The sequence below is a fragment of the Paenibacillus sp. FSL H8-0332 genome (genome assembly GCF_037963835.1).
Classification (GTDB): Bacteria; Bacillota; Bacilli; order Paenibacillales; family Paenibacillaceae; genus Paenibacillus_AQ; species Paenibacillus_AQ rhizoplanae.
Genome location: NZ_CP150145.1, coordinates 6,163,519 through 6,177,276 on the forward strand (window position 1 = coordinate 6,163,519; position 13,758 = coordinate 6,177,276).

Sequence of the window (13,758 nt, forward strand, 5' to 3'; positions counted from 1 at the left end):
ATGATCCCCTCCTTACATAATGCTTTCTTTGGCAAATTTCTTCATCAGACCGTTGGCGGTGAACAGCAGGATGACACTGACTACCGAGGTGAACATGCTTATCGCAGTACCATAGGAGAAGCGTCCAATCTGTATCCCGTATTTAAGCGCATACAAATCCAGCACTTCCGAATAATCGGTAACCATGTTGTTCTGCAGCTGGAATTGCTTCTCGAAGCCGATGCCGACCAGATGGCCGATATTCATAATCAGCAGCACCATCACCGTTGTGCGGATACCCGGCAGCGTAATATTGAACATCTGCTTGACCCGTCCTGCACCGTCCACTTTGGCGGCTTCATACAGCTCTTTATCAATGCCTGTAATCGCTGCCAGATAGATGATCGCATTCCAGCCCGTTTCCTTCCAGATATCAGCAGCCGTTAAGACTCCCCAGAAGTATTTCCCTTTGGCCATGAACTGAATCGGCTCATCAATAAGATTCGTCCAGAGCAGCAGATCGTTCACGATCCCTCCATCGATGGCAAGCGTCTTGTAGACAATCCCGCCTACAACGACCCAGGATACAAAGTGAGGCAGGTAAGATATCGTCTGAACCGATCTCTTGAAGATGTTCCCGCGCAGCTCGTTGAGCATTACGGCGAACAGGATAGGAACCACGAAGCCGAAGATCAGTCCCAGCATGCTCATCGCCAGTGTATTTCTTAATACGAGGTAGAAGCGTTCATCTTGGAACAGCTCCTTGAAGTTGTCCAGTCCGACCCATTTCTGCTCGCTAAACGACCTGACCGGCTTATAATTCTGGAAGGCCATTAGCCATCCCCATATGGGCACATAGCTGAATATAAATACCCAGATTACGAATGGAAGGGACATCAGGTATAAGTACTTTTGCTGGAGTACGCTTTTCCAAAATCCACTATTCCGTTTCGCAGGTGGGCGGGGGGTTACGCTTTCATTTGCTGTAACACCGCTTTCAGTGAGCGCTTTCACGATCATTATTCCCCCTTCGCTTTGATAGCTTTATCTTATCCCAGCGCCGGGGGCGAGAATACCCAACAGATTTCACGTAAAAACCTATAGAAATTAGACATTCTCCCCGCCTGTATCCCCTTAAGCCTTCAAATCACTGTTCCTTAGGAATTGAAAATGTAATCCGCGTCCCCTCTCCCTCCCGGCTGGATATGCTCAGCCCATGCTCAGCTCCGTAATACAGGGTCAGTCTCTGCTGCACATTGCGCAGCCCGATCCGGCCCTGCTCCTCTTCCTCCGCCTTGGTGATGACCTCCATAATCTCGGACAGCCGTCCTTCCTTCATGCCGATCCCGTCATCCATTACAATCACCTCAATCTCCTGATTCTCCGTGAGGGTAATGGCGATGCTGACATGCACCGTGCCTTCCTTGTTCTCCAGACCGTGAACGACAGAATTCTCCACCAGCGGCTGGATAATCAGCGGCGGAATCATCACCTCAGCAGCGGCGGGATCGAAGGTAATCTTATATTCCAGCCTGTCCTCATACCGGAACTTCTGAATCTCCAGATAGGAGCGGATCATCTCAATCTCTTCCTTGATCGGCGCTCTCTCCCGGCCTACTTCCAGATTCTTGCGCATCAGCTTGCCCAGCAGCCGGACAATATTGGCAATCTCCTTCTCTCCCCGCAGATGGGCGTTCATACGAATCGACTCCAGCGCGTTGAACAAAAAATGCGGATGAATCTGGCTGGCCATCATCTTCAGCTTAATCTCCCGCTGCGCGATCTCCAGCGTACTGTTCTTCTCATTGCTCTCTATCACCTGCTTAATCAGCTGGTTGATGCTGGCTACCATGTAGTTGAACTGGCGCGACAGCTGGCCGATCTCGTCTGTTCCGTCAATATGGGAGACAACGTTCAGGTTTCCGAGGGCCACTTGATTGAGCTGGCGGCTCAGCCGCAGCAGCCGGTTGCTCGTCAGCAGCGAGATGGTGTAGACCAGTACGAGCGCAACCAGCAGCACCCCGATTACGATAAACAAGCCCAGCTGACTCACCTTATTGGCATCGCTCAGAATGCTTTTAGTCTCAAATACCGAGATAATCTTCAGCCTGCTGACACTCAGCTCTGGGATCATCTCATCGATGATGACGTAGGAATCCTTGTCCTTCACCTGGGTCGTGAACACGCCCTTGGACTGCGCCCCCACATCGATCCCTATATCAAAAGCATCCACCGTACTTCCTACGAGCTGCGGATTTTTGGCGGATACAATATAACCCTGTTCATCGATAATAATGGTCTCGAACGGCTCCTGGTGCAGCATCTGGTTCAGCTCATTCTGATTCACCTGCACCATCAGAACTCCTGACTTGCTGTATTCAGGGTAGGGCACCTGGCGGACCAGGCTCAGCTTGTTGATGGTTCCTTTGGGGCTGTTGATATAAGGGTCCTTGTCGTGGATATACATCCAGTAGATCTGATTGTTCTGCATAGCCTGTGTATACCAGTTTCTCGTACGGATCTCCGGCGTTACCGGTGCGATGGACATATCGTCCACCAGTGTGGGATTATCGATGAAAAAGCGGATATTGGAGATCTCCCGGTACCGCAGCACATACTCCTTGAGGTCGGTATAATTCAGGTAGGCCTTGGTCAGCTCCAGGATACTCGGATAATGGGTATTGACCAGCCGCTCCAGATCCTCATCGAAATAGAGCAGATTCGAAATATCTGTAGGGACCCGCAGCTTGCTGTACAACTGGCTTTTGATCTTTTCCACGTTGTTGGTGGCCTGATCAATCGCTCTGTTCAAGGCTCCCTCCCGAAAATAATTCGTCAGAATAACCCCTGCAATCAGCACGGGAATCATCACCACTATGATATAAAAGAAGATCAGCTTGTATTTCAGCTTCATATTATTGACCATCCGCACCAGCTTCTTGATATCAATCTCCCCTCTCTATACAAACAGGCTGCTCCCGGTCTTCTGCAAGAAGGGGAACAGCCTGTATATCATAAGCCTCATACCTGATTTTCTGCAAGCTTGCTGCGACCTGCAGTTCCAAATTTCTCCTTCGATTCTTTTTGCTTTTCGTAAAGTGCTTTAGCGCTTCTTATATAAATCTACTTCTCCTTGCGGTACGCGCTTGGGGAGACGCCGACATATTTGCGGAATTTGGCATTGAAGTAATCGGAGTTCATGTACCCGACCTGCTCGGCCACCTCATAGACCTTCATGCCCTGGGTCAGCAGCTGCTTGGCCTTCTCGATCCGCACCTTATCCAGATACGTGTTGAAGTGCTCGCCCACCTGGTTTTTGAACATTTTGCCCAAATAGGCACTATTGTAGTTAAAAATCTCCGCAAGTGTGCCCAGCTTCAAATTCTCCTTATACCGCCGCTGGATCAGATCCGTAATCCGCTTAATCTCATCGCCGCGTCCGCTTCCGCTGCCCGTCAGCCTGGAGAGCTGCTCCATATAGCCCGACACCAGCCGCTCTGCATCATGCAGGTATCTGCTGCTGTAGACCTCGCCCATCGGCGAGGCTTGTCCGGCAATCAGCGGGCGCAGCTCAGGACTCGCCGCCTCCAGCCGGGCAATGGTGCTGCTGACAATCCGCAGCAGCTGATCCTTGATATAGGTCTCATCCCGCTGGGTATCCACGAGTTGGCGGATAATCTGCAGCGTAAGGTCCCTGGCCACCTCGCTGCTTCCAGCCTCCACTGCCAGCAGCAGCTGCACCTCGATGTCGCGCTCGGGGTCCGGCTCCTCCTCCGGTTCAACCGCAGCTTGTGCAGGCTCCTCCCAGAGGTCCGGCATTTCGCAGAGCAGTGTGTTCTTCTGCCCGAAAAAGGCATCCTCCAGCCGGGCGCGTGCAGCCGCGAAGGACTGTCCGGCCTCCTCCGGCCGGTCAGCTGCTCCGCCCGCTGCGGCCACGAACTCCAGCCCCTCCTTCGAGATCAGGTGGTGCAGCTCCTGCCAGAGCGCCGCCCGGGCGCGTTCATCCCGGAGCGGCTCCTTCAGCAGAATTCCCATGTACGGAGGAAGGGTGAAGAAGAAGCCGCGCTCCTCCTCCTGCCAATGCCGCTCCATCAGCCGCTTCACCGCGTCTTCGCGGGCATCCTCACCCTTGTTAAGCCCTTTCAATTCCAGCAGCACCACTTCGCAGCTGCTGTCCTTAAGGCCCAACTCGGCCGCCGCCTCTCCGGCTTCCTTCGACTGCAGCAGCTCCCGCACCAGCACCTCGGTGGTTCTTGCCGGCTCCAGAGCCTGCCATTCGTTGATCCGCTCTTCCAAGCTGATCTTCTCTCGCAGCTCCTGCAGGTAGCTGATCAGCTCCTCCTCATCCACCGGCTTAAGCAAATATCCGTCAATATGATAGGAGATGGCCTGCTTCGCATATTCAAAATCGGCATAGCCGCTCAGAATCAGCACATGGCAGCCCGGATTCTCCTTGCGCAGCTCAGCGATCAATTCCAGCCCGGTCATTCCCGGCATGCGGATATCCGCCATCACAAGTCCAGGTTTCAGCTCACGGAATTTGTCCAGCGCTTCATAACCGTTAGCCGCTGTCGCCACCACGGTATACCCTTCTTCCTCCCAGGGAATCAAGGTGCGCATCCCTTCCCTCAGCTTGGGCTCATCATCCACAATCAGTACTTTGATCAATTGGGGCCTCCCTTCACAGAGCTCATAACAGATTCTACAGCAAAGCTTATACCATAACGCGTATAAAGAAAACAAGCTGCCACCCTATACAGGATGGCAGATATTCCATGCTAATATTTTATTTACGATACTGAGCCAGCTTCTCATTCAGTTCACGGGTCTGGCTGTATACATCCTGGTACACAGCGAAGATACCGTCATAGATTGCAGCCTGCTCTGCATTAGGAGTGTAGGTTTCAGCGGGACGGATGAAGGCTTCCGCACATTCACCCAGGGATTCGAACCAGCCTGCGCCGTAGGCTGCCAGCATAGCTGCGCCCATAGCCGGACCCTGCTCGCTCTCCAGCTTGATGATCGTAGCACCGAAGATATCAGCTTGCATCTGCAGCCAGGCTTCATTCTTGGCCCCGCCGCCGATCGCCACGACCTCGGTAATCTCTTTGCCGGATTCACGCACAATCTCAATCGATTCACGCAGCGAGAAGGTGATGCCTTCCAGCACAGCGCGGGTAAAGTGGGACAGGGTGTGTCCGGAATCCATCCCGATGAAGCTGCCGCGGATGCTGGCATCCGGGTGCGGTGTACGTTCCCCGCTGATGTAAGGGGTGAACAAGAGACCGCTGCTGCCAGCCGGGATTTCGTTCACTCCCTGCAGCAATTCGTCGAAGCTCATCGAAGCTGCAAAAGTCTCCTTGAACCAGGTCAGGCTGTGTCCTGCCGCCAAGGTCACGCCCATAATGTAGAAGGCATCCTTCTCACTGTGGTTGAAGAAATGCACCTTGCCTTCGAGGTTAAGATCCTTATTGCTCTCGTAGGACAATACCACACCGGAAGTCCCGATGCTGCACATCGTCCGGCCTTCACCCAGAATGCCGGCACCCAGTGCGCCGCAAGCATTGTCTGCCCCGCCGGCGAACACCTTGGTGGTAGGAAGCAGGCCGGAGGCTTCGGCAACCGCCGGCAGCAGGGTTCCGGTCTGCTCGAAGGATTCCACGAGTCTCGGGCAGAGGGAGACCGGCAGATCGAACGCTCCGGCAATCTCCGCACTCCACTGCTTCGCGCCTACGTCGAGCAGCAGAGTTCCGGCTGCGTCGGAGTAGTCCATGGCGTAGTCACCTGTCAGGTGGTAGCGCACATAATCCTTCGGAAGCAGGAACAATTCAGCCTTCGCGAGCACCTCCGGCTCATGCTCCTGGACCCACAGAATCTTCGGAAGCGTGAAGCCTTCGAGCGCACGGTTTCTAGCGATATCAATCAGCTTGCTGCCAAGCTTCTTCTCAATCTTGCGGCATTCCGCAGTCGTACGCGTATCATTCCATAGAATAGCGGGACGCAGCGCCTTGCCTTCACCGTCAACGAGCACAAGCCCGTGCATCTGGCCGGAGAAGCTGATGCCGTCGATCTGCGTAGGCTCTGCACCCGATACTTCCATCAGACGCTTCAGACTGGCGATGGTTCCCTTCACCCAATCCTCCGGATTCTGCTCACTCCAGTTCGGCTGGGGTCTGCTGAGCGGATATGCTTCAGAATGCTCAAAAGCCACCTTGCCCTGAGGATCTACCAGTACAGTCTTTACCGCACTGGTTCCAAGATCGACACCAATTACATATTTCATAGTTATCCTCCTAAAAGTTATATGAAGCATTACTTCTCTTGAAACGACTTCGCAATATAACTCGCTTCGTAAGCATAATCTTAAGTTTTGCGGGATTCCGCATCCTGTATTCACTTCAAGCAAAACTCGCTTCGTAAGCATCAGCCGTTCCAACGGTTCAATCCACTGAAGATGCGGCCGCGATTGTATTTCCTGCAATAGATTCCACTTAAATTGGCCGAAAATCGTAAGCTATTGCACTTTGTACACTAGAATTTGTTAAAAAGGCTGTTTTGTAGGGTACCCTTAAATATCTGTTGTGCTAAATACAGTAGAATGCTATTTCCCAGCGAAATTAGAGCATTCTATTGCACAAAATACACTCACACAGTCCTGCTCCGCAAGACTTACCACATTTATGGAATACATACACTTCTGCGGTTCTTGATGCACTACTCCGCAGGAAACCCTACCATTCTGCATTAAAAAAGGGGCTGCCGAAGAATGCTCTCTTCAGCAACCCCCGTTGCGTGTATTCTCTAATGAATCTGCGGGCAATCCCGCAAATCCGGCAGCGTCTTACTCAGCAGTCAGGATGTACTGGTTAAGTGTAGCTCTCAGCATTTCCTGGCGTCCTGATTTGTTCGGACGCGGGCTCTCGTTGTTCAGCGCGTAGTCAGCCAGCGAAGCCAGTGTCGCTTTGCCGGATACGATGTCAGCGCCAACGCCTTCGTTGAAGCTGCTGTAACGATCCGCAATGAAGTTCTCGAATACGCCGTCTTCCAGCAGCTTAGCAGCTACCTTCAGGCCCTTAGCATATACGTCCATACCGGAGATGTGTGCCAGGAACAGATCCTCAGGCTCGAAGGAAGGACGGCGTACTTTGGAGTCAAAGTTGATTCCGCCTTTGCCCAGTCCATCGTTCTTCAGTACTTCATACAGAGTCAGGGTAGAATCGTAGATGCTTGCAGGGAATTCATCTGTATCCCAGCCGAGCAATGGATCGCCCTGGTTCGCATCCAGCGATCCCAGCATGCCGTTGATACGGGCTACATGCAGCTCGTGCTCGAACGTGTGGCCAGCCAGTGTAGCATGGTTCGCTTCAAGGTTCAGCTTGAAGTGCTTATCCAGGTTGTATTTCTGCAGGAAGGCAATGCAAGTTGCTGCATCGAAGTCATATTGGTGCTTGGTAGGCTCTTTCGGCTTAGGCTCGATCAGGAACTGGCCGTCGAAGCCGATTTCCTTCGCATAATCCACAGCCATGGTGAACAGGCGGGCAATGTTGTCTTGCTCCAGCTGCATATTGGTGTTCAGCAGTGTCTCATAACCCTCACGGCCGCCCCAGAATACATAGTTGTCAGCGCCCAGACGTTTACCCACTTCCAGACCTTTCTTCACTTGTGCAGCAGCGTGTGCGAATACGTCAGCGTTGCAGGTGGAGCCTGCACCGTGCATGTAGCGCGGGTTAGTGAACATGTTGGCAGTGTTCCACAGCAATTTTTTGCCGGAAGCCTTCATGCCTTGTTCAAGGATGTCTACAATAGTATCGATGTTGCTGTAGAATTCACGCAGGGACGCGCCTTCAGGAGCGATGTCCACATCATGGAAGCAGTAGTACTGCAGGTCCATCTTATCCATGAATTCGAATGCTGCTTCTGCACGGGCCTTAGCCTTATCCAGTGTGCTCAGTTTGTCCCAAGCGCGGACTGCAGTTTCGGCGCCGAACGGATCGGAACCGCCAGCTGTTAATGTATGCCAGTAAGCCATTGCAAATTTCAGGTGTTCTTCCATTGTTTTGCCGGCTACGATTTCTTTGGAATTGTAGAATTTGAATGCATAAGGGTTGGTGGAACGGCTTCCCTCGTAAGAGATCTTGCTCACTGTTTCAAAATAAGCCATTTGTAAAATCCTCCTCGATATTTTGCTTCGCCCGCAAGCGTTTACAGGATCATCTTAACACATCCTCCGGACTTTGTATATTGGTTAAACAAAGTTTTTTTATTTTTATTTTTCGCGCTATTCCGCATCTTTCCCGGCGCTTATCTTCACCTTCATAAATTCTATTTATATAAAATTATGTAATTTTACTATCGCTCCAGTTCAATGGATGTAGTTGCATTTTTGCGCTCTTCATTCTAGACTAGGGGGCATACCCGCGCAGCGGAGAGCGGCTTCACAGCTGCCTCTTCCCGTTCCCGCACGCGCAAGGGCCCCGTTCTAACCTGAAACAACGGCTTTCCTCATTGTTACATGCCGCTGATCAGCAGACCGGACGAACATTATTGTGTGAGACATATAAATTCTTATATTGTAAAAGGAAGTGTGCTTCTTGAAAGTTACCGGTGATCAGGCGCTGGTCAAAAAAATAAACAAATCGATTATTTTACATACCATCCGTATGCATTCCCCCATCTCCCGGGCCAAGGTGTCCGAGGTGACAGGACTGAATAAAGCTACCGTCTCCAATCTGGTGGCCGAGCTCTGCGGACAGCAGCTGGTTACTGAGGCCGGACCCGGAGAATCCAGCGGCGGGCGCAAGCCGCTGATGCTGCATTTTAACGAAATGGCTGGTAGTGTGATCGGAATCGAGCTGCGCGTGAAACAGCTTAAGGCTGTACTCTGCAACCTGGGGGGCGGCATTCTTCATGAACGTGACAGTGTGCTGGAGAACCACGATTTCCCTTATGTGCTCGGGCAGATGCAGCAGATGATCTCGGAGCTGATCGCTACGGCCGCGCCTTCTCATTACGGACTCGTCGGCATTGGTGTCGGCGTCCCGGGAATGGTCGATGAGCAAGGCGTTGTCCTGTTCGCGCCTAACCTGGGCTGGGAGATGGTAGACCTGCGTTCGATTCTGGAAAGCGCCTTCGCGGTGCCGGTCACCATTGATAATGAGGCCAATGCAGGGGCTCAGGGTGAGCTGAACTTCGGGGCGGCCCGTGATGTGCGCCACCTGCTGTATATCAGCGCCGGCTCGGGGATCGGGTCGGGGATTATTATCGGCGGAGAATTGTACAAGGGTGCGCGCGGCTATGCGGGTGAGACCGGACATATGACGATTGAAGCGGAAGGCAAGCCTTGCAGCTGCGGCAGCCGGGGCTGCTGGGAGCTGTACGCCTCCGAGAAAACCTATGATAACCCCGGCCTCACCCTCCCGGCCCGCACAACAACCGGACTGGTCAAATATGCGCTTGAGGGGCAGCCCGACACACTAAGCCATTTCAACTCCATTGGCGAGTATCTGGGGATCGGAGTTACCAATCTGATCAACAGCTTCAACCCCGAGCTGATCGTTATCGGCGGCGCTCTATCAGAGGCGGAACCGTGGCTCGGCGAGCCGCTGCGCCGGGTCGTGGCTGAGCGTACCCTCCCCTACCACAAGCAGCAGCTCGAAATCACATTCTCCAGGCTGGGCAGCCGGGGAACCATGATTGGAGCGGGTTTTTCAGCGGTCATGCATTTTCTGGGCAATATCCGCGTGACCCTATAGAGCATATTTACAAGCGGAACAGCTGCGGCATGCTTTTTATGACGCGGCTTTTTTTCCGTGAAATAGCAGGATCACTTTTGGCTAGCGCATAAATTCTTATATTTCTTAAAATCGCCGCATTTTTATCTGCATTTCCTGCTCTAAAAGGAGTAGCTATCCTATATAATAAGGATACTTGTGTGACATTTGTCACCATACCCTTTTTTCTGAAATGGAGAGAGAATCCATGACTTATGTTGATACGTCTGATATTTCGGCGAAGATGTTCATCGCGGTGCTGCTGCTGCTGCTCATCATTGCTCCGCTCGTCAGCCTCGGTGTCTTGCGTCTATTCCAGTCGCGGAAGAAATCGGGATTCCTCCTTATCGCCAGCGGCATTGCCGTCTATGCTGTCTTCCAGATGTTCATGTCTCTTACCTGAGGCCTGCAAGCAGACAGTAATGACGTAAGCAAGTGGAGAAGCAGCATTTAAGATTGTTCATATTCGCTACAGCAGGCCAATGGGCAGATTTAAATGTTGTTTTTCCGCCGCCGCACGTAAAAAGCCGCCTCCCACCGGGAAGCGGCTCTATATATTTCAGGACTGCCGGCTATTATTCCGTTGCAGCCAAAGCCTTGTCGAACTTGGTCTTGTTCATGCCGACAATCTTCATATCTCCGATTACCGTAATCGGCACAGCTCTCATGCCCATATCCCACACCTGCTGGGCGTACTCTTCATTCTGCTCGATGTTGCGTTCTTCGTACGCTACCCCTTTATCGCTCAGGAAGCTTTTCACCTGACGGCAATGCGGGCAATTCGTCGATGTGTATACAATTACATTCTCCATAGTATGATTTCCTCCTCGTATCTAAGTATTAGACTCCGAGCTCTATTGTAGCACCGGAATCTCTGCTTTTCCAAATGCCAGACTTACATAATTACCGCGCTGTGCTCCAGGCTCTCGATATATTTCTCGGCATCCATAGCCGCCATACAGCCGCTGCCTGCAGCCGTAATGGCCTGTCTGTAACGGGTATCCTGCACATCGCCGCAGGCGAATACGCCGGGAATGTTCGTCTCGGAGGTTCCGGGATTCGATACGATATAACCGTTCGCATCCGTAGTAATCTGTCCGCCCAGGAATGATGTATTCGGATGATGGCCGACCGCCACGAATACCCCGCTGGCTTCAATGAACTCTTCTTCGCCAGTCTCGTTGTTGATCACCTTCAGGCCGGTTACGCCCTTGTCTGCAGCAATTACTTCAACAGGGGTACGGTTCAATCCCCAGGTCACTTTGGCATTATCGCGGACACGGTCCTGCATAATCTTCGAGGCCCGCAGCTCTTCACGACGGTGCACCAGGGTTACCTTGGAAGCAAAACGTGTCAGGAAGCCCGCTTCTTCAAGCGCGGAATCGCCGCCGCCGACCACCACGATCTCTTTGCCGCGGAAGAAAAATCCGTCACAGGTAGCACAAGTGCTGACCCCGCGTCCGATATTATCCTGCTCCCCGGGAATGCCGAGATACTTGGCTGTAGCACCCGTGGAGATAATCAGCGTATCCGTAATCAGTGTGCCCATGCCTTCCACGTTCAACTTGAACGGACGGTCGCCCAGCTCCACGCTGTTCACCCAGCCGGTCACGAACTGTGCACCGAAACGCTCTGCCTGCTTGCGCATATTATCCATCAGATCAGGACCCAAAATGCCTTCCGGGAATCCCGGGAAGTTCTCGATCTCCGTTGTAGTTGTAAGCTGTCCGCCTGGCTGCGGACCTTCGATAACGAGCGGGTTCAGGTTCGCCCGGGCCAAATATATAGCAGCTGTCAATCCGGCCGGTCCAGTACCGACAATAATTGATTTGTACATGATGATATCCCCCTTGAGATGGACGGAAAAGACGCCATTCCTTATTTAAAATAATTATAATCTAGTATTTATTATGATCACCTCAAGGCGAGTTGTCAATATGCCAGGACTGTTGTAAACGCTCCTTTTTGTGAACAATTCAATTTTAAGCAATTAAATAAATTAGCGCAAAAGACGCAAGCCGTTAAGGATGACGAGAATCGTGCTTCCCTCATGCCCGACCACCCCGAACGGCAGCGCAATCCCCTGCACAAAGTTGCTGATCATTAAGGTTGCAATGACTGTTACGGCAAAAATCATATTCTGCTTCACAATCCGCTGCGTCCGGCGCGCCAGGGCAATTGTTCCGGCAATCTCTTCAATGTTGTCATTCATCAGCACCACATCGGCAATCTCCAGAGCAGCCCCACTACCCTTCATGCCCATGCCCATGCCAACCGTTGCAGTAGCGAGTGCAGGCGCATCATTCACCCCATCGCCTACCATGATGACATGGCCGTATTGTTCCCGCAGCGCTTTGATGTGCGATACCTTATCTTCCGGCAAAAGCCCGGCGAACACGAGGTCAACGCCGCTCTGCCCCGCAATTACCCGGGCTGTAGCCTCGCGGTCACCGGTCAGCATTGCTACCTTGATCCCCAGATCCTGCAGCTTGCGCACGGCAGCCGCCGCCTGGGGGCGAACGGTGTCCTGCAAGGCAATCATTCCGGCGATGGTCTCTCCGGCAAGGATCAGCGATACCGTTTTGCCTTCCTGTTCCAGCCTGCTGCGCAGAGCCTTCCAATAGTCCGTATCCGCCCCAGCTGCCGCACCTTCCGCTTCATCCAGCAGATTGGACTTGCCGATCCGCCACAGCTGGCCGTCTATGACGCCTTCAATTCCCCAGCCGGTGACTGACTGGCTCTCTTCAATATCCCGCAGTCCGATCTGTTCCGCTTCCGCCAGCGCGACAATGGCCTCGGCCAGCGGATGCCCCGACAGCTTCTCGATGGAGGCGCTCACGGCCAGCAGCTCTTCCCGCACATACCCTTCTCCGGCGATAAAGTCCGTGACCTGCGGGATTCCTTCCGTCAGGGTACCGGTTTTGTCAAAAGCAACGACCGAGGTCCGCGCCATATTCTCCAGATGAACCCCGCCTTTGAACAGGATGCCTTTGCGGGCGCTCTTGGAGATGGCCGACAGCATGGCGGGCATGATTGAGGATACCAGCGCACACGGGGAGGCCACAACCAGGAAAACCATTGCCTTGTAGAACGTATCGCTCCAACTCCAGTCCAGCAGATACGGCGGCAAGGTGATCAGCAGGACCGTGGCAGCCACCACAACTCGGGCATATACGGATTCAAGCCGTTTGATAAAACGCTGCGAATCCGGCACTTCGTTCTCCGCCTCTTCGACCATGCGGATGATTTTGGCGAACAGCGTATTCTCGGCAGTCTTCGTCACTTCTATATAGAGGGGGCCTTCTCCATTGACGGTACCGGCGAATACATCACTGCCGGCAGTTTTGTCTACGGGAAGCGATTCTCCCGTGATGGACGCCTGATTCACAGACGACTCCCCCCGGCATACCTTGCCGTCAGCGGGAATCAGTTCACCCGGACGGATCAGCAGCAGATCTCCCAGCATGAGCTGATCAATGGTTACCTCACTCATCGCGCCTTGCTCGATCCGGACCGCAGTGGCAGGCTTGAGGGCCAGCAGGGCGGAGATGTCCTTTTTGCTGCGCTCCATGGTGTAGCTCTCCAGCGCTCCGCTCAGGGCAAAGATGAAGATCAGCATCGCACCTTCATTCCAGTACCCGATGGAGGCGGCACCCAGCGCTGCGGCGATCATCAGCAGATTGACGTCCAGGTCACGTTCCTTGACCAGCGTCTCCACGCCTTCCTTCGCCTTCATCCAGCCGCCCAGGGTGTAAGATATCACATAGAGGATAACAGATAAGATCTCCGACCAGCCGCTGGTAGCCCAGGCTACGAGCATAATCAGCCCGCTCCCCAGAGCAGCCTGCATTTCGGAGTTACTGAGCATCGCCAGCGGATCGAAGCGCCGCGGTCCCGGAGTGCGGGGCTGCTGCGCCCCTCCTTGACGCGTTATGGATTTGGGCATTGATTTCGAGGTTGCTTGCATGAACAATCACCTTCCTGAATGGTTTTGGTTAAGCGCACACTT

General features: G+C 53.1%; 11 protein-coding genes. 2 read left to right on the forward strand and 9 right to left on the reverse strand.

The features are described 5' to 3' along the window. Nucleotides 1-12: 12 nt before the first annotated feature. From NST43_RS26725 to xylA, 5 genes are all read right to left on the reverse strand, one after another. Nucleotides 13-999: an ABC transporter permease subunit gene (locus NST43_RS26725; protein WP_339220356.1), complete on the reverse strand. Its 987-nt coding sequence runs from the start codon at nt 997-999 to the stop codon at nt 13-15. A gap of 127 nt (nt 1,000-1,126) precedes the next feature. Beyond that, entirely contained in the window at nt 1,127-2,893 is a 1,767-nt protein-coding gene (locus NST43_RS26730; RefSeq protein WP_339220357.1) for a histidine kinase, read from the reverse strand. Nucleotides 2,894-3,102: 209 nt separating this feature from the next. Further along, nucleotides 3,103-4,647 carry a response regulator transcription factor gene (locus NST43_RS26735; RefSeq protein WP_339220359.1) on the reverse strand — a complete coding sequence of 515 codons (1,545 nt, stop codon included), beginning with the start codon at nt 4,645-4,647 and terminating at the stop codon, nt 3,103-3,105. A 118-nt stretch (nt 4,648-4,765) separates the two neighbouring features. Beyond that, nucleotides 4,766-6,262, reverse strand: a complete 1,497-nt coding sequence (gene xylB, locus NST43_RS26740; RefSeq protein ID WP_339220361.1) for a xylulokinase — start codon at nt 6,260-6,262, stop codon at nt 4,766-4,768. A 558-nt stretch (nt 6,263-6,820) separates the two neighbouring features. After that, nucleotides 6,821-8,140, reverse strand: coding sequence for a xylose isomerase (xylA, locus tag NST43_RS26745; RefSeq protein ID WP_209991828.1), 1,320 nt, complete (start codon nt 8,138-8,140; stop codon nt 6,821-6,823). Nucleotides 8,141-8,570: 430 nt separating this feature from the next. Here xylA and NST43_RS26750 point away from each other — a divergent pair, with 430 nt between their 5' ends. Further along, on the forward strand, nt 8,571-9,731 hold the full coding sequence (locus NST43_RS26750) for an ROK family transcriptional regulator (RefSeq protein WP_339220364.1): 1,161 nt from the start codon (nt 8,571-8,573) through the stop codon (nt 9,729-9,731). A 7-nt stretch (nt 9,732-9,738) separates the two neighbouring features. Here NST43_RS26750 and NST43_RS26755 read toward each other — a convergent pair whose 3' ends face one another. After that, nucleotides 9,739-9,927 carry a hypothetical protein gene (locus NST43_RS26755; RefSeq protein WP_339220365.1) on the reverse strand — a complete coding sequence of 63 codons (189 nt, stop codon included), beginning with the start codon at nt 9,925-9,927 and terminating at the stop codon, nt 9,739-9,741. Between the two features lie 30 nt (nt 9,928-9,957). Here NST43_RS26755 and NST43_RS26760 point away from each other — a divergent pair, with 30 nt between their 5' ends. Then, nucleotides 9,958-10,152, forward strand: coding sequence for a hypothetical protein (locus NST43_RS26760; protein WP_036694925.1), 195 nt, complete (start codon nt 9,958-9,960; stop codon nt 10,150-10,152). Nucleotides 10,153-10,324: 172 nt separating this feature from the next. On the opposite strand, the gene NST43_RS26765 is transcribed toward NST43_RS26760, so the two are convergent. From NST43_RS26765 to NST43_RS26775, 3 genes are all read right to left on the reverse strand, one after another. Further along, nucleotides 10,325-10,561, reverse strand: coding sequence for a glutaredoxin family protein (locus tag NST43_RS26765; RefSeq protein WP_036694922.1), 237 nt, complete (start codon nt 10,559-10,561; stop codon nt 10,325-10,327). Between the two features lie 83 nt (nt 10,562-10,644). Beyond that, a complete protein-coding gene (trxB, locus tag NST43_RS26770; RefSeq protein WP_209991826.1) occupies nt 10,645-11,586 on the reverse strand; it encodes a thioredoxin-disulfide reductase in 942 nt (313 codons plus the stop codon). Between the two features lie 162 nt (nt 11,587-11,748). After that, nucleotides 11,749-13,716: a heavy metal translocating P-type ATPase gene (locus tag NST43_RS26775; protein WP_339220367.1), complete on the reverse strand. Its 1,968-nt coding sequence runs from the start codon at nt 13,714-13,716 to the stop codon at nt 11,749-11,751. Nucleotides 13,717-13,758: the final 42 nt, after the last annotated feature.

What these genes read in the sequence shown, in the direction of transcription:
- NST43_RS26725 (WP_339220356.1), bottom strand. Translation starts at nt 999, where the DNA reads ATGATCGTGAAAGCGCTCACTGAAAGCGGTGTTACAGCAAATGAAAGC.
- NST43_RS26730 (WP_339220357.1), bottom strand. Translation starts at nt 2,893, where the DNA reads ATGAAGCTGAAATACAAGCTGATCTTCTTTTATATCATAGTGGTGATG.
- xylB (WP_339220361.1), bottom strand. Translation starts at nt 6,262, where the DNA reads ATGAAATATGTAATTGGTGTCGATCTTGGAACCAGTGCGGTAAAGACT.
- xylA (WP_209991828.1), bottom strand. Translation starts at nt 8,140, where the DNA reads ATGGCTTATTTTGAAACAGTGAGCAAGATCTCTTACGAGGGAAGCCGT.
- NST43_RS26755 (WP_339220365.1), bottom strand. Translation starts at nt 9,927, where the DNA reads ATGGTGACAAATGTCACACAAGTATCCTTATTATATAGGATAGCTACT.
- NST43_RS26760 (WP_036694925.1), top strand. Translation starts at nt 9,958, where the DNA reads ATGACTTATGTTGATACGTCTGATATTTCGGCGAAGATGTTCATCGCG.
- NST43_RS26765 (WP_036694922.1), bottom strand. Translation starts at nt 10,561, where the DNA reads ATGGAGAATGTAATTGTATACACATCGACGAATTGCCCGCATTGCCGT.
- trxB (WP_209991826.1), bottom strand. Translation starts at nt 11,586, where the DNA reads ATGTACAAATCAATTATTGTCGGTACTGGACCGGCCGGATTGACAGCT.
- NST43_RS26775 (WP_339220367.1), bottom strand. Translation starts at nt 13,716, where the DNA reads ATGCAAGCAACCTCGAAATCAATGCCCAAATCCATAACGCGTCAAGGA.